14 protein-coding genes and 1 riboswitch are annotated in these 17483 nt (G+C 66.1%); of the genes, 5 read left to right on the forward strand and 9 right to left on the reverse strand.

What is annotated here, in order from left to right; translation table 11 throughout:
• Window positions 1-401: 401 nt before the first annotated feature.
• Both ACVJ6E_RS03985 and ACVJ6E_RS03990 read left to right on the forward strand, forming a co-directional pair.
• Window positions 402-2111: a methyl-accepting chemotaxis protein gene (locus tag ACVJ6E_RS03985; protein ID WP_120268807.1), complete on the forward strand. Its 1710-nt coding sequence runs from the start codon at window positions 402-404 to the stop codon at window positions 2109-2111.
• 495 nt (window positions 2112-2606) lie between these two features.
• A complete protein-coding gene (locus ACVJ6E_RS03990) occupies window positions 2607-4316 on the forward strand; it encodes a methyl-accepting chemotaxis protein (RefSeq protein WP_120268806.1) in 1710 nt (569 codons plus the stop codon).
• A gap of 81 nt (window positions 4317-4397) precedes the next feature.
• On the opposite strand, the gene ACVJ6E_RS03995 is transcribed toward ACVJ6E_RS03990, so the two are convergent.
• Window positions 4398-6062, reverse strand: coding sequence for a lysine--tRNA ligase (locus tag ACVJ6E_RS03995; RefSeq protein WP_120268805.1), 1665 nt, complete (start codon window positions 6060-6062; stop codon window positions 4398-4400).
• A gap of 248 nt (window positions 6063-6310) precedes the next feature.
• On the opposite strand from ACVJ6E_RS03995, the gene ACVJ6E_RS04000 reads away from it, so the two are divergent.
• Window positions 6311-6724 (forward strand): tellurite resistance TerB family protein, encoded by a 414-nt coding sequence (locus ACVJ6E_RS04000; RefSeq protein WP_245164980.1) that lies wholly within the window; start codon window positions 6311-6313, stop codon window positions 6722-6724.
• Window positions 6725-6771: 47 nt separating this feature from the next.
• Here ACVJ6E_RS04000 and ACVJ6E_RS04005 read toward each other — a convergent pair whose 3' ends face one another.
• The 4 genes from ACVJ6E_RS04005 to apaG form a co-directional block, all read right to left on the reverse strand.
• A complete protein-coding gene (locus tag ACVJ6E_RS04005; RefSeq protein WP_158592679.1) occupies window positions 6772-8910 on the reverse strand; it encodes an EAL domain-containing protein in 2139 nt (712 codons plus the stop codon).
• 143 nt (window positions 8911-9053) lie between these two features.
• On the reverse strand, window positions 9054-11090 hold the full coding sequence (locus ACVJ6E_RS04010; protein WP_158592678.1) for an EAL domain-containing protein: 2037 nt from the start codon (window positions 11088-11090) through the stop codon (window positions 9054-9056).
• A 316-nt stretch (window positions 11091-11406) separates the two neighbouring features.
• Entirely contained in the window at window positions 11407-11838 is a 432-nt protein-coding gene (locus ACVJ6E_RS04015) for a PACE efflux transporter (protein WP_120268801.1), read from the reverse strand.
• A 180-nt stretch (window positions 11839-12018) separates the two neighbouring features.
• The gene (gene apaG / locus ACVJ6E_RS04020; RefSeq protein ID WP_120268800.1) at window positions 12019-12411 is read right to left on the reverse strand and encodes a Co2+/Mg2+ efflux protein ApaG; all 393 of its coding nucleotides are present in this window, start codon (window positions 12409-12411) and stop codon (window positions 12019-12021) included.
• 224 nt (window positions 12412-12635) lie between these two features.
• Here apaG and ACVJ6E_RS04025 point away from each other — a divergent pair, with 224 nt between their 5' ends.
• Window positions 12636-13238 (forward strand): CDP-alcohol phosphatidyltransferase family protein, encoded by a 603-nt coding sequence (locus ACVJ6E_RS04025; RefSeq protein ID WP_120268799.1) that lies wholly within the window; start codon window positions 12636-12638, stop codon window positions 13236-13238.
• 7 nt (window positions 13239-13245) lie between these two features.
• Here ACVJ6E_RS04025 and ACVJ6E_RS04030 read toward each other — a convergent pair whose 3' ends face one another.
• The 4 genes from ACVJ6E_RS04030 to ACVJ6E_RS04045 form a co-directional block, all read right to left on the reverse strand.
• A complete protein-coding gene (locus tag ACVJ6E_RS04030) occupies window positions 13246-14442 on the reverse strand; it encodes an O-succinylhomoserine sulfhydrylase (RefSeq protein WP_120269254.1) in 1197 nt (398 codons plus the stop codon).
• Window positions 14443-14484: 42 nt separating this feature from the next.
• Window positions 14485-14564, reverse strand: a riboswitch (SAM riboswitch).
• A 149-nt stretch (window positions 14565-14713) separates the two neighbouring features.
• On the reverse strand, window positions 14714-15100 hold the full coding sequence (locus ACVJ6E_RS04035) for a hypothetical protein (protein ID WP_120268798.1): 387 nt from the start codon (window positions 15098-15100) through the stop codon (window positions 14714-14716).
• A gap of 346 nt (window positions 15101-15446) precedes the next feature.
• Window positions 15447-15878 (reverse strand): MarR family winged helix-turn-helix transcriptional regulator, encoded by a 432-nt coding sequence (locus tag ACVJ6E_RS04040; RefSeq protein ID WP_120268797.1) that lies wholly within the window; start codon window positions 15876-15878, stop codon window positions 15447-15449.
• 117 nt (window positions 15879-15995) lie between these two features.
• Window positions 15996-17087: a 2'-deoxycytidine 5'-triphosphate deaminase gene (locus tag ACVJ6E_RS04045; RefSeq protein ID WP_120268796.1), complete on the reverse strand. Its 1092-nt coding sequence runs from the start codon at window positions 17085-17087 to the stop codon at window positions 15996-15998.
• Between the two features lie 191 nt (window positions 17088-17278).
• Between ACVJ6E_RS04045 and ACVJ6E_RS04050 the strand changes: the two genes are divergently transcribed.
• Window positions 17279-17479 (forward strand): YgaP family membrane protein, encoded by a 201-nt coding sequence (locus ACVJ6E_RS04050; RefSeq protein ID WP_120268795.1) that lies wholly within the window; start codon window positions 17279-17281, stop codon window positions 17477-17479.
• Window positions 17480-17483 lie beyond the last annotated feature (4 nt).

Consider the following 17483-nt stretch of genomic DNA (forward strand, 5'->3'; position numbering starts at 1 on the left):
TCCTTACGAAAATACCAAAATCTCTGCTCAACCGCCCGCTCGGGCAATCGCCGTATTTCCATACGAACCGCTCCCAGAAAGAAAATACCAAAATATTCGATAGCAATATCCTCGAAAAATTTGCCAAACAAGCGTGGGTCAATATTCGAAGACAAGCCAAATTCTTGAAACTCACATGCGCTTTCTAGGGTCTTTAACACAAATTTAAGAATGGGAGCGCAATCAAGTTGTGACCGAGCAAATCTCGGCCGACCTGCACGTACCAGCGCACCACGACTTGAGCTTCAAGAACAGAAAACCTGCAATATTCGAAGAACCATAAATAAAATCTCTCGAAATATTGCCGAGCTCGCACCCCCGCTGCGCCCATCCCAGTCGATCTCGAACTCTGCGAGCCCCCCATGCTGCGGCTTTCCAACATCCGAATCCTCTACAAGATCCTCCTGGTCATCGCCTTGCTCAGCGCGATTGCCGGCGCCCTGACCTATCAGGCGATTTCCGCCATGACCGTAATGGACAGCGCGAGCGCGCGCATGTCCGCACAGGCCACCAATTCGCGGCTCGTCGCCCAGCTCAGCGCCAACCTGATGGCGATCAGCCGCGCCAACTACCGCATGGCAGCCGATCCGCGCCCCGCCACCTTCAAGGAGGCGAACCAGTCGATCAGCCGGGAGCGCGAGAGCTTTGCAAAAGGCATGGCAGAAGTGCGCGCCGGCGATTCCAGCTGGATCACCGCCGACCTCGACCAGATCCAGGCCCGCTGGGACAAGTTTCAGATCGAAATCGATGAAGATGTCGACCTGGTCAACACGATGGGCGGCGATCGCACCCCCGAACAATCCGCAACCCTCAGCGACTCGATGGATGCCACGCTCGAGGCGAGCCTGACTGTGCGCCAGTCCTTCGTCGACCTGTCCGGCAAGCTGAACGACGAGGTCGAGCGGCTGAAGCTCGAGGCCAACGAAGCCTATCGCCAGAGCGAGACCAGCATGATCACGCTGGCGATCGCCGGCATTCTCGGCGGCGTCTTCGTCGGTTTCCTGATCACCCGCTTCGGCATCGTCAATCCGATCCGCGCGCTGATGGGCAGCGTCCGCCAGCTGGCCGATGGCCATTTCGACATCGAGGTGGCCGGGCGCGATCGCAAGGACGAGGTCGGCGAGATCGCCCAGGCCGTCGAGGCCTTCAAGATCAAGCTCGCAGAGGAAGCCCGGCGCGAGGCCGAGGCCAAGATCGAGCGCGATCTCAAGGCCGCCGAACAGCGCAAGGCCGAGATGATCCGCATGGCCGACGATTTCGAGAATGCGGTGGGCGAGATCGTCACCGTCGTCTCCTCCGCCTCGACCGAGCTGCAGGCGGCCGCCGCCACCCTCACCTCCAGTGCCGAGGAGACCAGCTCCCAGTCCGCCTCTGTTGCCAGCGCCGCACAGCAGGCGGCGATGAACGTGCAGACCGTCGCTGCCTCGATCGAGGAACTGTCGAGCTCGGCGACCGAAATCGGGCGTCAGGCCGACCAGTCCAAGAACGTCGCGGTGCGGGCGGTGGAAGAAGCCGAGCGCACGAATGTGCGGATGCGGAACCTGCGCGAGAACGCCGACAAGATCGGCGCGATCATCAGCCTGATCGACGAGATCGCCGAGAAGACCAACCTCCTCGCCCTCAACGCCACCATCGAGGCGGCGCGCGCGGGCGAAGCGGGCCGCGGGTTCGCGGTCGTTGCCAACGAGGTCAAGGGGCTGGCGGAGCAGACCGCAAAGGCGACGGCCGAGATCTCCACGCAGATCAAGTCGATGCAGAGCTCGACCACGGAAGCGGGCGAGGCCATCGTCTCCATCGGCGAGACCATCCGCGACATGAACTCGATTGCCGACGCGATTTTCGGTGCCATCGGCGAGCAGACCAGCACCACCTCCGAGGTCGCCCGCAACATCCAGCAGACCGCTCAGGGCACGCAGGAAGTCACGGACAATATCGGCGGCGTCACCCAGGCGGCGCAGGAGGCGAGCTCCGCCTCGGCGCAGGTGCTGTCCTCGGCCAACGAACTGGCCGAGCAGTCCTCCAACCTGCGCATGCAGATGTCGCAGTTCCTGGACAAGGTCCGCGCCTCCTGAGGCTCCTTTCAGGCGCCTCCACCGCTCCCGGCCCGCGCCGGCGGGCACGAGACAGAGAAGGGCCGCCCTCGGGCGGCCCTTTTTGTGTTTGTTTTCAAGATGTCGCCAATAAACCCCGCCCAGGCGTCGAGTTTTACATACGGGGTCACCGCACTGTAAATTTTCCCCAGAATATCCACAAACGAATCGCATCTGCCTGTAGATACTACCAAGCATCTGCCGGGATTCCGAGGCTTTGACCGGCCTGCCGCAACCGATGAGATACGCTGCACGAGCAGCATTAACCACAGATTCATAAACGCAACTCAAAACTTTGAGTCAACAAAGGCAATAACAACGCTCGTTATATTTGAGCAAAAGCCAAAAATATAAGTATCTCATCCAGATAGCCATAAGCCATCTCTGGAAGAAGAGAACCACGCGACCCTCCAAAGGTAGTCAGCGCCGACAGCCCATTTTCTGCCCTGTCGGGGTGTCAAATACCGGAGACAATCCATGCCCTTTCTTTCGAATCTGAAGATCATCACCAAGATCCTCATCGTCATCGGGTTTCTCGGCTCCATCGCCGGCGGGCTGAGCTATATCGCCATCACCGGCATGGACGAAATGAACGCGTCCAGCGAACGCATGGACCAGGCGGCCACCAATGCGCGCCTCGTTGCCTCGCTCGGGGCGAACGTGCTGGCCATCGGCCGCGCCGAAGCCCAGCTCGGCACCGATCCCCGCCCCGAAGCCGTCGAGCACATCCGTGGGCTGATCGACACGGAGCGCACGCGCTTCGCCGACCGGCTGGCCCGGGTGCGCGAGGCCGCAACCGGCGAGATCGCCGCCAGTGCGGAGCAGGTCGCCAGCGAATGGGACGCCTTCCTCGTCAGCGTCGACAAGACCGTCGCCGCTGCCGAGGGCGTGAAGGGCTTCGAGATGACCGGGGCCACGGCCGATCTGCGCGAACAGCTGGAGCTCAGCAACCAGAAGGCCAATGCCCTGCGCCAGACCCTGATCGACGTCTCCAAGGATCTTGAAAACCGCGTCGGCGACCTCAAGAACGAGGCAACGGCGCAGTATGAGGCGAGTTCCCGCCTGCTGCTGATCGTCACCTTCGCCGGCATCCTCCTGGGCATCGGCGTCGGCTTCGCCATCGCCAAGTTCGGCATCGCCGATCCGCTGCGCCGCCTCGTGGCGATGGTACAGCGCCTGGCCGGCGGCGAGTTCGACATCGAGATCGACGGCCGCGAGCGCAAGGACGAAGTCGGCGAGATCGCCCAGGCGGTCGAGGCCTTCAAGGTCAAGCTGGCCGAGGAAGCGCGCCAGGAGGCGGAGGAGAAGATCGTCGCCGATCGCGAGCTTGCCGAGAAGCGCCGGACCGAGATGAACCGGATGGCCGACGACTTCGAAAATGCGGTCGGCGAGATCGTCAACATCGTCTCGTCGGCGGCGACCGAGCTGCAGGCCGCGGCCAGCACGCTGACCGCCTCTGCCGAGGAGACCAGCTCCCAGTCGGCCTCCGTCGCCGCGGCGGCCGAGCAGGCGGCGATGAACGTGCAGACCGTCGCCTCGGCGGTGGAAGAGCTCGCCAGTTCGGCCGGGGAGATCGGTCGTCAGGCCGAGCAATCGCGCGAGGTTGCCGGCCGTGCCGTCAGCGAGGCGACGCGCACCACCGATCGGATGGGCGAGCTGCGCAGCAATGCCGACCAGATCGGCGCGATCATCAGCCTGATCGACGAGATCGCCGAGAAGACCAACCTGCTTGCCCTCAACGCCACCATCGAGGCGGCGCGGGCGGGCGATGCCGGGCGCGGCTTTGCCGTGGTCGCGCAGGAGGTCAAGGGGCTCGCCGAGCAGACCGCCAAGGCAACGGCCGAGATCTCGACCCAGATCAAGTCGATGCAGAGCTCGACCCTGGAGGCGAGCGAGGCGATCTCGGGCATCGGCCGCACCATCGACGACATGTCCAACATCTCGGCGGCGATCTTCTCGGCCGTCGGAGAGCAGGGCAACACCACGACCGAGGTCGCGCGCAACGTCCAGCAGGCCTCGCAAGGGGCGGAGGAAGTGACGTCCAACATCGTCGGCGTCACCCAGGCTGCGCAGGAGGCAAGCTCCGCCTCGGCCCAGGTTCTGGCCTCCGCCAGCGAGCTGGCGCAGCAGTCGGAGGTGCTGCGCTCGCGCATGGCCGAGTTCCTACGGACCGTGCGCGCCGCCTGAGGCTCGCGCGAACCCCTCACCGCCAAACGCGAACGGGCCGCCCGATGGGCGGCCCGTCTTGCATTGGCAGGTGCCGGCCGGTCAGCCGGCGGAGACGAGTTCTCCGGCGATGGCCTTGGCGATCAGCGCGCGGGTCTCCGGAATGCCGTAGAGCGCGACGAAGGAGCCGAAGCGCGGCCCCCTCTCCTGCCCCAGCAGCAGCTTGTAGAGCGCCGAGAACCAGGCGACGGAAACGCCGGGTCCGCCGTCCGGGCTCTTCTTGTTCGGGTCCTGGTAGCGCTCGATGGCGCGGGCGACGTCCAGCACCGCGTCCTGGATCGCCGAACCGTCCGCGCCCTCGGGCAGGCTGGCGAGCTTTTCGTCCAGCGCCTTCAGGGCCTCCAGCTCGACCTCGTCCGGCGCGTGGAAGACCTTGGCCGGCTTCACGAAGTCCTCGAAATAGCGGATCGCGTAGCCGACCAGCTCGTCGAGCTTCGGGTGGCTCTGCGGCGTCACGCCCGGCACATGGCGCGAGATGAACGCCCACAGCACGTCCTTGTTCTCCGCGTTGGAGGCGGAGACGAGGTTGAGCAGCATGGTGAAGGAGATCGGCACCTCCACCTTCGGCGGGTTGCCGGAATGGATGTGCCAGGCCGGGTTGGCCAGCTGCTGCTCGACCGGCATCGAGGCGTATTTCTCCGCGAAGGCGAAATACTCGTCGACCGCCTTCGGGATGACGTCGAAATACAGCTTCTTGGCGGTCTTCGGCTTGGTGAACATGTAGAGCGCCAGGCTCTCCGGCGAGGCGTAGGTCAGCCACTCGTCGATGGTCAGGCCGTTGCCCTTCGACTTGGAGATCTTCTGGCCCACCTCGTCGAGGAACAGCTCGTAGACGAAATGCTCCGGCGGCGTGCCGCCCAGAACCTGGCAGATCCGGTCGTAGATCGGCTGGTTGGTCAGGTGGTCCTTGCCGAACATCTCGAAGTCGACGTCGAGCGCCGCCCAGCGGGCGCCGAAATCCGGCTTCCACTGCAGCTTGACGTTGCCGCCGGTGACGGGGAGCGTCACGTCGGTGCCGTCCTCGTCCTCGAAGGTGATCGTGCCGGCCTTGGCGTCGACCGCCTTCATCGGCACGTAGAGCACGCGGCCCGAGATCGGCGAGATCGGCAGGAAGGGCGAGTAGGTCGCCTGCCGCTCCTCGCCGAGCGTCGGCAGCATCACGTCCATGATGTCCTGGTACTTCTCCGCGGCCTTGATGAGGATCGCGTCGAAGCGGCCGGACTTGTAGTAGTCGGTCGCGCTGGCGAACTCGTATTCGAAGCCGAAATGGTCGAGGAAGCGGCGCAGCATGGCGTTGTTGTGGGCGCCGAAGCTGTCGTAGTCCCCGCCGAACGGGTTCGGCACCGCCGTCAGCGGCATGTGCAGATACGGCTCCAGCGCGGCGCGATCCGGCACGTTCTCCGGGATCTTGCGCATGCCGTCCATGTCGTCGGAGAAGCACAGCAGCCGGGTCGGGATGCGGTCCTCGCTCAGCAGGCGGAAGGCGGTGCGCACCATGGTGGTGCGGGCGACCTCGCCGAAGGTGCCGATATGCGGCAGGCCCGAGGGGCCGTAGCCGGTCTCGAACAGCACCGGGCGGTCGATCTTCGCCTTCTCCACGCGTTTCAGCAGCTTGCGCGCCTCCTCGAACGGCCAGGCCTTCGAGGTCCGGGCGGCCTCGACGACGGCAGGGGAAAGATCGAGTTCGGGCAGCGAAGCTGTGGTCATGTGCGGACCGTTGTCTTTGTCTTGTGTTTCGGGATTGGGGTATTCGCAAAACCGGCCGGGATGGCGCGCGGGCGCACGGGCCGGCCGGCGCGCGACACTAGAGCGTTTCCGGGCGAAACGGAACCTTCGCATCGCAAAAAATCGCCGCACCCGCCCGCCTGCGACGATGGGTGTCTTGCGCTCGCCGCCTCATGCCGCTAGGGGAAACGCAACCGCCAAGGGAAGGTCAAGAAAGGTCCGCAGATCCGATGAGCGAACGCGTCAGCCTCCAGGAAGCCCTGATCTACGTGATGGTGATGGTGTCGGCCTCCGACAGCAGCATGACCGACAAGGAACTGCATTCCATCGGCGAGATCATCAAGACGCTGCCCGTCTTCTCCACCTTCGACCAGGAGAAGATCGTCGCCGTGTCGCAGGACTGCGGCGAGCGCCTGCAGGCCGAGAACGGCATGGCCAACACCTTCGCGGTGATCGCCGCCAGCGTCCCGCCGAACTACCGCGACACCGCCTATGCGCTGGGTGTGGAGATCGCCATTGCCGACGTGGCGGTGGCCCAGGAAGAGCTGCGCGTGCTGCAGCTGCTGCGCGATGCGCTCGGCCTCGACAAGCTGACCGTCGCGGCGATCGAGCGCGGCGCACAGGCCCGCTACCGCATCGCCTGAGCGGGCGGGCGCTCCCGCGCCCCTAGCCCCTTCGGCTTTCCGCGCTCTCAGTCCGTCAGGCCGTAGCCGACCCACGGCGTCGGCCTGCCGACGTGGAAGCCCTGCACCTGCGAGACCCCGAGGTCGCGCAGCATGGTCTGCATTTCCGCCGTCTCGACATACTCGGCGATGACGCCGACGCCGAGCTTCGCCGCGATGGCCACGATGCCGGCGACCACCGTCTGCTGGAAGCCGTCATGGGCGACGTCGCCGATGATGGCGCCGTCGATCTTCAGCGCATCCACGGGGAAGTGCCGCAGATAGGCGAAGGACGACAGGCCCGAGCCGAAGTCGTCGAGAATGACGCCGCACCCGCGCCGGCGCAGCTCGCCGGTCAGCGCCTGCGCGGTGGCGAGGCTGCGCACGGCCGCCGTCTCGGTGATCTCGAAGCACAGGCGCGAGGCCGCGTCCGGGTGCCGGTCGAGCGCGCAAAGCAGGAAATCCTTGAACTCCGGATCGCCGACCGACAGGCCCGACAGGTTGATGGACAGCCGCGTTTCGGCCTCCACATTGTCGACATTGGCCAGAACGGTGGAGACCACCCAGCGGTCGATGCGCGGCATCAGCCCGTGCCGCTCGGCCGAACCGATCAGCGCCGCCGGCGCCAGCACCCGTCCGTCCTCGCCGATCACGCGCAGCAGCACTTCCCTGAGAGGCGTGCTGCGCCCGTCCACCGGCAGGATCGGCATGGTGTAGAGCTGGAACCGCTCGTGCTCGGCCGCGTCCGAGATGATCCGCACATTGCCGACATCTATCTGGCGGGCGATCATCTCTTCCGCGTCGGGGCGGAAGACCACGGCGCGCGCGCCGCCGATCTCCTTGCCATAGAGGCAGGCGCGGTCGGCCCGGTTGAGCAGCTGGAAGACGGTCAGCGGCAACCCGCCTTCCGTCTGCGGATCGACCAGCGCGATGCCGACGCTGGCGGTGACGGCGTGGGTGATGCCGCCCCAGGCGAAGCGCATGGTCGCCAGATCGGAGACGAGGCGGTTGCCGAAGTCGAGGGCCTGCGTCTCGTCCGCGCCGCGCAGCACCACGGCGAACTCGTCGCCGCCGAGCCGCGCGCAGCGCACCTGCTCGTTCGCCTCGCGGCTCTTGAGCAGGCCGGCGATCTGGCACAGCAGCGCATCGCCCCCGCTATGGCCGGAGATGTCGTTGACGATCTTGAAGTCGTCGAGATCGATGGTCAGGAGCGCCGCCCGCTCGCGGCCGGCGGCAGCGCGGGCGATCACGTCCTCCAGATCGGCCTGCAGCACATGCCGGTTGGCCAGCCCGGTGAGCGCATCCTCGCGCGCCTGTCGCCGCAGTTCCTTTTCCATCAGGCTGGCCGCGGTGATGTCGCGCATCACCACGATAGCGGCGGAAATCGTGCCGTCGGCATCGCGATACGGGTCCATGCGCACGCGCAGGAACCGGACTTCGCCGCTCGTCGAGACGAGATCGTGCTCGTATTCCACCGACTGGCCGGAAAAGCAGCTCAGGAAGTGATTGCGCGCGCGCCCGTCGAACCGCTCGCTGCCGATCAGTTCGCTGACATGCAGGCCCTCGAACTCTACCGGCTGCATGCCGTAGAAGGCGGCATTCGCCGCGTTGGTGAACTTGTAGCGGAAGTCCGTGCCGATCACCGAGATGCGGTCGGTGGTCTGGCGCACGATCTCCTCGTGCAGCGACAGCCGCTCGTGCAACGCCTCGAACTGGCTGATGTCGCGCACGGACACCACGACACAGGCCACCTCGGCGCCGGGCGCCGAGATCGGCTGGATGGCGACCTCGAACAGCCTGCCGCACATGTGCTTGCGCACGCCCTGAACGCGCAGGCGGCAGGACTGGCCGGCAAAGGCCATGTCGATATAGGGCTTTCGCAAGGAGAAAACGTCCGGCCCGACGATCTCGGCGACATGCCGGCCGATCACCTGGTCGCGCTCGAGGCTCTCCATGTCGAGGAAGGCGCCATCGACGTCCCAGATCCGGTAGTCGCGGTCGCAGACGAAGATGCCGGCGCGATTCAGCTCGATGATCGCGGCGCGCACGAAGCTGCGGTCGACCGGGATCGGCCACCCCTCGTTCGCCGTGGTGGTCTGGTGCGGCGTCCCCGTGTCTGCGGGAAGCTCGGGCACGTCATCGAGACAGTCCAGAGAGCTTCCGCTCATGCCACGGGGCCCATACGACATTGCAGTCCTCCGCAACCACCGGCCGAGAATGTCTCGCGATGACCTTCCGGCCGGACGCGGCACACACTAATATCCTCTATCACGGCGGGAACTTCTATTGCAGTGAGGGAATTGACATACTGTCATTTGCCGAAGACATCGCCCCATGACACGGGCTTTCCGATATAAAAGCCCTGGACGAGACTGACGCCGAGCCCTCGCAGAACCTCCAGCGTCTCCTGGTCCTCGACATATTCCGCTACGACACGCACGTCCATGACATCCGCCACGGCGACGATGCCGGCGACGATGGTCTGCTGCACCCTGTCCTCGCGCACATTGCCGATGATGTTGCCGTCGATCTTCAGCATGTCCACGTCGAAGCGGCGCAGGTAGCCGAAGGAGGAGAGCCCGGAGCCGAAATCGTCGAGCACCACACCGAGGCCCCGCGCCTTCAGCCCGGCGATCAGCTCCAGCGCCGTCTCCATCGAGCGCACGGCCGAGGTCTCGGTGATCTCGAAGGCAAGGCGGCCGGGGGCGACACCGGCCGCATCCAGGGCCGCCAGCAGGAAGGTGCAGAAGATCGGGTCGCCGACCGACTGGCCCGACAGGTTGATGGAAAGATACGCATCGGCGGGCAGGTCCGGCAGGCGACGCAGCACGGTCTCCACCACCCAGCGGTCGACCCGGTTCATCAGCCCATGGCGTTCGGCTGCGGCGATGAAACCGGCCGGCGGCAGCGGCCGTCCGTCTTCCGACAGCACCCGCAGCAGCACTTCATGCCAGGGCCGGCCGGTGTCGTCGACCGGAGCGACCGGCATCACGAACAGCTCGAACCGGTCATGCTGGAGCGCGTTCTGCACCACCTGGAAATTGCCGATCTCCTCGAAGCGCGCGCGCATCTCGTTGTCGTCGGCATGGAAGACCGACAGGCGGGCGCCGCCCTTCTCCTTGGCGACGAGGCACGCGCGGTCGGCCCAGTTCAGCACATCCTGCACCGAAGGGGTCGAGGCGGCGAAGGCCTTCTGGTCGAGCAACGCGACGCCGACGCTGGCGCTGATCGAAAACAACTCGCTGTTCCACGAGAACCCGACCGCCTCGATCGAGTGGACCACCCGCTCGCCCAGCGCCACCGCACCGGCCTCGTCGACCACCTCAGCGACCAGCGCGAATTCATCGCCCCCCAGGCGCGCGACGAAAGCGTTCGGATCGAGGCTCCTCAGCAGGCTCGCCACCTGGCGCAGCAGCGCATCGCCCGCCGTGTGCCCGGCCAGGTCGTTGACCACCTTGAAGTCGTCGAGATCGACCAGCAGCAAGGCCGTTCGGCAGCCCTCCGCGCACGCCTCCTGGTTGGCGCAGATCTCGATGCGCTGTGCGATTTCGCCTTCCAGCGCGTGGCGATTGGCCAGTTCCGTAAGCGTGTCCAGCAGGGCCTGTCGGCGCATGTGGCGGTCGAGCAGCGCCGTCTCGGTGACATCACGCATGTTGACGATGGCGCCGATCAGGGCGTCGTCCTCGCCCTTCAGCGGCTCCAGGCGGACGGAAAAATGGGTCTCCTCGCCGTCGGCGCGGGCGCTGACCAGTTCGTATTGCACCACCTCGCCGGCAAAGCAGCGGGTCAGGTGCGGCAACACCCTCTCCTCGAAGCCGCTCATGCCGATGACATCGGGCACCGCCAGGCCGACCACCTCTTCCGGCAGGCGGTTCCAGATCATCGCATAGGCGGGATTGGCCCACAGGAAACGGAATTCGGTATCGACCACCGCCAGCGCGTCGGAGGTCTGGCTGATCACCTCGTCCTGCATCGACACGCGCTGTTCCAGCTCGTGCAGGTCGGTGCGGTCCTCCATGGTCAGCAGCATGCCGATCACTTCGCCGGCCTCGTCGCGCACCGGCTCGTGGCGGATGCGCAGCAGCTGACCCCGGGTCGCGCGGCGCAGGCCCCATTCCACCGAGGTCCGCGCTTCGCCCGCCAGCGCCGCCTCGATGTGCGGCAGCCGGCGCTCGTAGACCTTGCGGCCCATCACGTCGGCCAGGTGCCGGCCGACGAAATCCGCCCTGTCGAGCCCTTCGGTCTCCAGACAGGCGGCATTGACGTCGCGAACGGTCAGATTGCGGTCGCAGACCAGGATGCGGATGGAGGTGGTATCGAAGGACGACCGGTACGCGTGCAGAAGCATTTGCGATGGCGGCAGCGCCAAGGTGCCTTGATCTATCACCGTGTTGCGCATCCCCGTTTCCCTCAACCGGTTCCCGCTCCGTTCGACGCAGCCTCAGTTCCCCCCGAACACCGCGAAAGATAGCTCACCCCGAAAGACAAGCCGCTCTTCGCCTGCGGAAGGGACCGAACATAACCTTGTTACTGTTTATACGTCGTTTACAGGCGGCGGTTTTGCTCGCCACTGTCAACAAAAAAGACGACAGGCTCCTCACCTCCCATCACAAATACATATATATGACTGGGGAATGCTGGCGCTGCCGCGCCCGGAAGGCGCGTCAACCGTCCTGCAGGGCCGGCCGCGGCACCGGAAACACTGCGTCATAGGCCAGATTGAAGACGAAGGCGTAGACCACGTAGAACAGCGCCAGCGCCGCATCCATCACCAGCGCCTCGATGAGGCCGATGTCCAGATACCAGGCGATCGGCGGCACCAGGATCACCAGCAGGCCGAGTTCGAACAGCAGCGCATGGCCGACGCGCAGGCGCAGGCTCTTGGCCGTGTCGCCGCGCAGGGCCATCAGCGCATGGTCGAAGCCGAGATTGTAGATGTAGGTCCACACCGTCGCGAGCGTGGCCGCGGCAACGCCGATCACACCCATGTCGGCCATGGCAAGGCCGAACAGAAGCGCGCCGAGCGGCGTGATGATGGCAAGGCCGAGGATCTCGAAGGCAAGGGCGTGGCGGAGACGGTCGAGGGTCGAACGCATGGGAAACTCCCGGTTTGGCAAACCGGGTCGTCCCGGCCGATCTGCCCGGTCGCGGAGCGTGCCGCCGCCGGGTGAGGTCGTCCTCGAGCCCTTGATATACTTCCTCCCCCGCCCCGTTCAAGGGCAGCCGGGGCAAGGCAGGGCTGCATCGGGCGCCGGCCTCGCACGAGAGGCGGGCGGTCAGTTGATGCTGCGCGCGGTGCCGGGAATGTCGAGCGAGAAAGCCGGGATCGCCACGTCGAAACGCTCGCCGTCGACGGTTTCCATCTGGTAGCTGCCCTGCATCACGCCGGAGCTGGTGCGCAAGGGACAGCCGGAGGTGTATTCGAAGCGTTCGCCGGGCGCGAGCACCGGCTGCTCGCCGACGACGCCGAGGCCGCGCACCTCCTCCAGCCGGCCAAGCGCGTCGACGATGCGCCAGTGGCGGGCGCGCAGGCGCACCGTGTCGAGGCCGAGATTGACGATATCGACGGAGTAGGCCCACACGAAACGATTGTCGTTCGGGCTGGATTCATCCGCGAGATAGTGCGGTTCGACCGTCACCTGGATATCGCGCGTCACCGCCCGGTACATGCCTGTCCTTCCGCCTCGCCCGCCGTTCCGCCGGCCCCGCTGCGGGTCCGGGTCCGGCTCATGATCCCGCAATCTAATCCGGTTTGCCGGCTTTACCAGCCCCTTGCGCGGGCGTCTGATCGCCGTCCCGTGACAGCGAATTTACCTGCGCGCCGCTTGCGCGCGGGGGCCGTCCACGGCATTGCCTTGGGCCAAGGCTTTTCCGCCGTCCGAAGGACCCGCCCATGTTCGACGCCCGCCTCAGGCCGCTCATCGATCCGCCGCTCAATGCAGCCGGCCGGCGTCTTGCGGCCGCCGGGATCAGCGCCGATGCGGTGACGCTCGCCGGCTTTGCCTGCGGCATCGCCGCGGCGTTCGCCATCTGCTGGCATGCCCCCTTGCTCGGCGCGCTGCTGATCCTTGCCAACCGGCTGGCGGACGGGCTCGACGGCGCGGTGGCGCGCGCCCGCGTCCGCACGGATCGCGGCGGCTATCTCGACATCGTGCTGGATTTCTTCTTCTACGGGGCGATCCCCTTCGCCTTCGCCCTCGCCGACCCTTCGGCCAATGCGCTGGCGGCCAGCGCGCTGCTGCTCAGCTTCTACATGAACGGGGCGAGTTTTCTCGGCTTCGCGATCATGGCGGAAAAGCGCGGGCTCTCGACCAGCGCGCAGGGGTCCAAGTCGCTCTACTATCTCGGGGGGCTGGCGGAAGGCGCCGAGACGATCGCCGTCTTCCTCGCCTTCTGCCTGTTTCCGGCCGCCTTCGCGCCCATCGCCTGGGCCTTCGCGGCGGTCTGCGCGGTCTCGGCGACCGCGCGTCTCGTCATGGTGTCGCGGCTGCTTTAGGCGCCCGTCAGGCGTTCTGGGCCACGTCCAGCGCGGTCAGCAGGTCGGCCGCCAGATCGTCCTCGTGCTCCAGGCCGACAGACAGGCGCAGCAGCCCGTCGGTGATGCCCAGCTCCGCCCTCGCCTCCTCGGCAACCGACTGGTGCGTCGTCGTCGCCGGATGGGTGATCAGGCTGCGGGCATCGCCCAGATTGTTGGACATCTTGACGATCTTGAGCGCGTTGGAGGCGCGGAAGGCCGCTTCCTTGCCGCCCTTCAGCTCCAGCGCCAGCATGGTCGAACCGCCCTTCATCTGGCGGCGCACCACCTCGGCCTGCGGGTGGTCGGCACGGCCGGGATAGATCAGCCGGGCGACCGCCGGATGCTCGGCCAGCACGTCGGCCAGCCGCGAGGCGGTGCGGGTCTGGCGCTCCACGCGCAGGGCCAGCGTCTCCAGCCCCTTCAGCATCACCCAGGCGTTGAACGGGCTCATCGACGGGCCGGTATGCTTGGTGAAGGGCATCACCTCGTCGTTGATCCACTCCTCGGTTCCCAGCACGACGCCGCCAAGGCAGCGGCCCTGTCCGTCGATATGCTTGGTGGCGGAATAGACGACCACGTCCGCGCCCAGCGCCAGCGGCGACTGCCAGATCGGAGTGGCGAAGACGTTGTCGACGATCAGCTTGGCGCCAACCGCATGGGCCATCTCGGCGACGGCGGCGATGTCGATCACTTCCAGCGTCGGGTTGGTCGGGCTTTCCAGGAAGCAGGCGACCGTCTCCGGGCGGATGGCGGCGCGCCAGGCGTCGAGGTCTGTGCCGTCGACCAGCGTCGAGGAGACGCCGAAGCGCGGCAGCAGGGTCTCGACGATGTAGCGGCAGGAGCCGAACAGCGCCTTGGCGGCGACCACATGGTCGCCCGCCTTGCAGCAGGCCATCAGCGCCAGGTTGACGGCGGCCATGCCGCTGGCGGTGCCGCGGGCGGCCTCCGCCCCTTCCAGCGCGGCGATGCGGTTCTCGAACATCGCCACGGTCGGGTTGGAGTAGCGCGAATAGACGAAGCCGGGATCATCGCCGTTGAAACGTGCCTCGGCCGCTTCGGCCGTTGCGTAGACGAAGCCCTGTGTCAGGAACATCGCCTCGGAGGTTTCCCCGAAGGGTGAGCGGGTCGTTCCGCCATGCACCAAGGTGGTCTCGGGGTGCCAGCCGTGCCTGTTCGTCGTCATGCCGTTCTCCAAACGCAAAAACCCCGGCCGTGAATGGGCCGGGGTCTTTGCAACCCGGCCTGTTTAGCGACTTGTTTAACGTGGCTGCAAGCCGGCCGGCTCAAATCACCACGGAATTTGACGATCCTGATAGTCCACGGCGCAGGGCGCGTCAACATTCCTTGCAGGAGGAACTTGTTCGACGGCTGCCGAGATCTTGCGAGATCTTGCAAGAACACGCGCACCGCTTGTCCGCATCGTGCGGTCGGCGCGCCCCGCACCATGCCTCGCCTCACCCCTCCTGCGAGGCGGCGAACTCCTTCTGCAGCATGGCCGCGCGCATCGCCGGCAGGCGCAGGGCGTTGATCGCGACGACGATGACGAGAAGGAGCACCGCCGTCGCCAGCGCATCGAGGAACCAGCCGAGCGGGACGGCGAGCTGGCCCCAGAAGGCCGGCAGCTCCGGCAGGCCGTCCAGCGTGGTGAGGCCCGCACCCGCATGCAGGGCGAGCGCGATCCAAAAGCCCGCGCAATACGGGCAGTTCCACTGCTTGTAGAGCGTGCGCAGCGGCGAGGGCAGCGCCGCGATCAGGCGGTTGAACCAGGTGCCCCACTTGGGCAGGGCCTGCCAGAACAGGATATGGATGGCGGCGCCGATCAGGGCAGCTTCGAAGGACATGACGTGTCTCCGCTCTTCAGGGAAATGGACCCGGTTACCGGATCGGGAAGATGGATCCGCTTGCGGATCGGGGGATCGTGGACATCGTGGACATCGGGGACCGGGCGCCTGCCGGCCCGTTCCATCGACCCGCCGGTTGCCCGGAGTTTGCATAAAGTTAGTTAGTTAGTTAGTAAGACAGACTACATGATCAAGACCTGTTTCGTCGCATGTCGGGCAGATCCTCTATTGTCGGGTTTCTGGGGTCGGGTTTCTGGGGGCGCGCCTCTGGGGCCGGGCTTCTTTGGTCGGGTTTCTGGGGCCGGCCCCGCGCCCGGCCGGTTCGGCGCGGCAAGGCCCCTGCCCGTCAGGGCAGGTCGGCCAGCGTTTTCAACGCCAGGCGGAAGGCTGCCGCCTCGTAGGGCTCCAGCCCCTCATAGAGATGGCGCAGCGCCCCGCGATAGACTTCCTCGCCCTGGCGCAGCAGATGCGCGCCCTCGTCGGTGATCAGGATGTGCTGGGCCCGCGCATCCATCTGACAGGGAACCCGGTGCACGAGCCCCCGTTCCTCGAGTTTCAGGACCATGGCGCTGGCCGAAGCCTTGCGCACGCCCATAGCTTCGACCACGTCCTGCAGGTGCTGGCCGTGGTCGTTCTCGTCCACCTTCTGGCGTTCCTGCGCACGGATCGCGCGCAAGTACTCGAATTCGCTGTGGCTGAGCCCTGCCTCGGCGGCCTGCATCGACCATTGCCGGTGGGCGAGCCGGTGCAGCCGTTCGAGCGCTTCCGTCGGCGTCATCGCATCTCCATTTGGTCAGGATGACATACTAAATCAACCCACAGCGGTCAAGCCGGCGGCGGGCACGCGGAAAAGCCGCGATGCCCCTTGCTCCTTACCCGGTCCCGCGCGCAGCACTCAGCGGAAGTGCTTCGACAGCTTCAGGCCCTGGCCCTGGTAGTTGGAGCCGATGCCCTCGCCATAGAGCGTCGTCGGGCGGTCGAGCATGTGCTCATAGACCAGACGGCCGACCGTCTGCCCGTGCTCGACGATGAACGGCACCTCGTGCGAGCGTACCTCCAGCACGGCGCGCGAGCCGCCGCCGCCGATCTCCGAATGGCCGAAGCCGGGATCGAAGAAGCCCGCGTAATGGACGCGGAACTCGCCGACCAGTGGATCGAAGGGCACCATCTCGGCGGCATAGAGCGGCGGCACATGCACCGCCTCGCGCGAGACGAGGATGTAGAACTCGTTGGGATCGAGGATCATGTCGCGGCCGCCGCGATTGATGATCGGCTCCCAGAAGTCGAGCGGGTCCTGCCCTGCGCGCAGGTCCATGTCGATGACGCCGGTATGGCGCTTGCCGCGATAGCCGATCAGGCTGCCCTCGCCCGCCCCTTCCAGATCGATGGTCAGATGCACGCCGCCACCGATGGTCGCCTCGCCGCCCGAAACCAGCCCGTGGTTCGCATGGACCAGCGACAGCGCGACATCGTCCAGCGTCGGCTGGCCGCGGCGAAAGCGGATCTGCGACAGGCGCGAGCCCTCGCGCACCAGCACCGGGAAGGTGCGCGGGCTGATCTCCGCGTAGAGCGGGCCGCGATAGCCGGCCGGCACGGTGTCGAAGGCGCGGCCCTCGTCGGTGATCACGCGGGTGAACACGTCGAGACGGCCGGTCGAGCTCTTCGGATTGGTGGTCGCGGCGACATCCTGCGGCAGCGCCAGCGTTTCCATCAGGGGCACGATGTAGACGCAGCCCGTCTCCAGCACCGCACCGCGGGTCAGGTCGAAGGCATGCAGCTTCAGCCGGTCGAGCTTTTCCATCACCCTGGCGCCTGCGCCCGGCAGGAAGCTGGCGCGCACCCGGTAGGCGAGCGGCCCGAGCCGCAAATCGAGGCTCGCCGGCTGGATCTGGTCGTCGTCCGGACGGCGCGGCGCACCGATCTCGCCGCGCTCGAACATCTCGGCGACGGCCTGCGCCGGCAAAATGCCGTGGTCGGCTGCGGTCATTCTCAGGTTCCTCGTTTGCCTGTTTCGCCGTGATTAACAAAGCGCGCCCGGATTGGCCAACGGGATTTGCGCTGCCGGCGCCGCGCACGGTGGATGCGCGCCCTTGCCGCATGCGTCAGGGATGACCCGTATTGACGTAATTTTAGAAGATACTAATATTTGAACAAATCAAGCTCCCAGGAGGTTTTCCCATGACCCTCGACCGTGCCGTTCTCGCCTTTGCCGGCGCCATGACGCTTCTTTCGGTGGCGCTGACACTCACCGTGTCGCCGCTTTTCGTCTGGTTCACCGTCTTCATCGGCCTCAACATGCTGCAGGCCGCCTTTACCGGCTTCTGCCCGGCGGCGATGATCTTCCGCCGCCTCGGCATCGCGCCGGGAACGGCGTTCTGACGGA

Source organism: Stappia sp. G46H5W, assembly GCF_058448995.1.

What these genes read in the sequence shown, in the direction of transcription:
- ACVJ6E_RS03985 (WP_120268807.1), top strand. Translation starts at nt 402, where the DNA reads ATGCTGCGGCTTTCCAACATCCGAATCCTCTACAAGATCCTCCTGGTC.
- ACVJ6E_RS03990 (WP_120268806.1), top strand. Translation starts at nt 2,607, where the DNA reads ATGCCCTTTCTTTCGAATCTGAAGATCATCACCAAGATCCTCATCGTC.
- ACVJ6E_RS03995 (WP_120268805.1), bottom strand. Translation starts at nt 6,062, where the DNA reads ATGACCACAGCTTCGCTGCCCGAACTCGATCTTTCCCCTGCCGTCGTC.
- ACVJ6E_RS04000 (WP_245164980.1), top strand. Translation starts at nt 6,311, where the DNA reads ATGAGCGAACGCGTCAGCCTCCAGGAAGCCCTGATCTACGTGATGGTG.
- ACVJ6E_RS04005 (WP_158592679.1), bottom strand. Translation starts at nt 8,910, where the DNA reads ATGAGCGGAAGCTCTCTGGACTGTCTCGATGACGTGCCCGAGCTTCCC.
- ACVJ6E_RS04010 (WP_158592678.1), bottom strand. Translation starts at nt 11,090, where the DNA reads ATGCTTCTGCACGCGTACCGGTCGTCCTTCGATACCACCTCCATCCGC.
- ACVJ6E_RS04015 (WP_120268801.1), bottom strand. Translation starts at nt 11,838, where the DNA reads ATGCGTTCGACCCTCGACCGTCTCCGCCACGCCCTTGCCTTCGAGATC.
- apaG (WP_120268800.1), bottom strand. Translation starts at nt 12,411, where the DNA reads ATGTACCGGGCGGTGACGCGCGATATCCAGGTGACGGTCGAACCGCAC.
- ACVJ6E_RS04025 (WP_120268799.1), top strand. Translation starts at nt 12,636, where the DNA reads ATGTTCGACGCCCGCCTCAGGCCGCTCATCGATCCGCCGCTCAATGCA.
- ACVJ6E_RS04030 (WP_120269254.1), bottom strand. Translation starts at nt 14,442, where the DNA reads ATGACGACGAACAGGCACGGCTGGCACCCCGAGACCACCTTGGTGCAT.
- ACVJ6E_RS04035 (WP_120268798.1), bottom strand. Translation starts at nt 15,100, where the DNA reads ATGTCCTTCGAAGCTGCCCTGATCGGCGCCGCCATCCATATCCTGTTC.
- ACVJ6E_RS04040 (WP_120268797.1), bottom strand. Translation starts at nt 15,878, where the DNA reads ATGACGCCGACGGAAGCGCTCGAACGGCTGCACCGGCTCGCCCACCGG.
- ACVJ6E_RS04045 (WP_120268796.1), bottom strand. Translation starts at nt 17,087, where the DNA reads ATGACCGCAGCCGACCACGGCATTTTGCCGGCGCAGGCCGTCGCCGAG.
- ACVJ6E_RS04050 (WP_120268795.1), top strand. Translation starts at nt 17,279, where the DNA reads ATGACCCTCGACCGTGCCGTTCTCGCCTTTGCCGGCGCCATGACGCTT.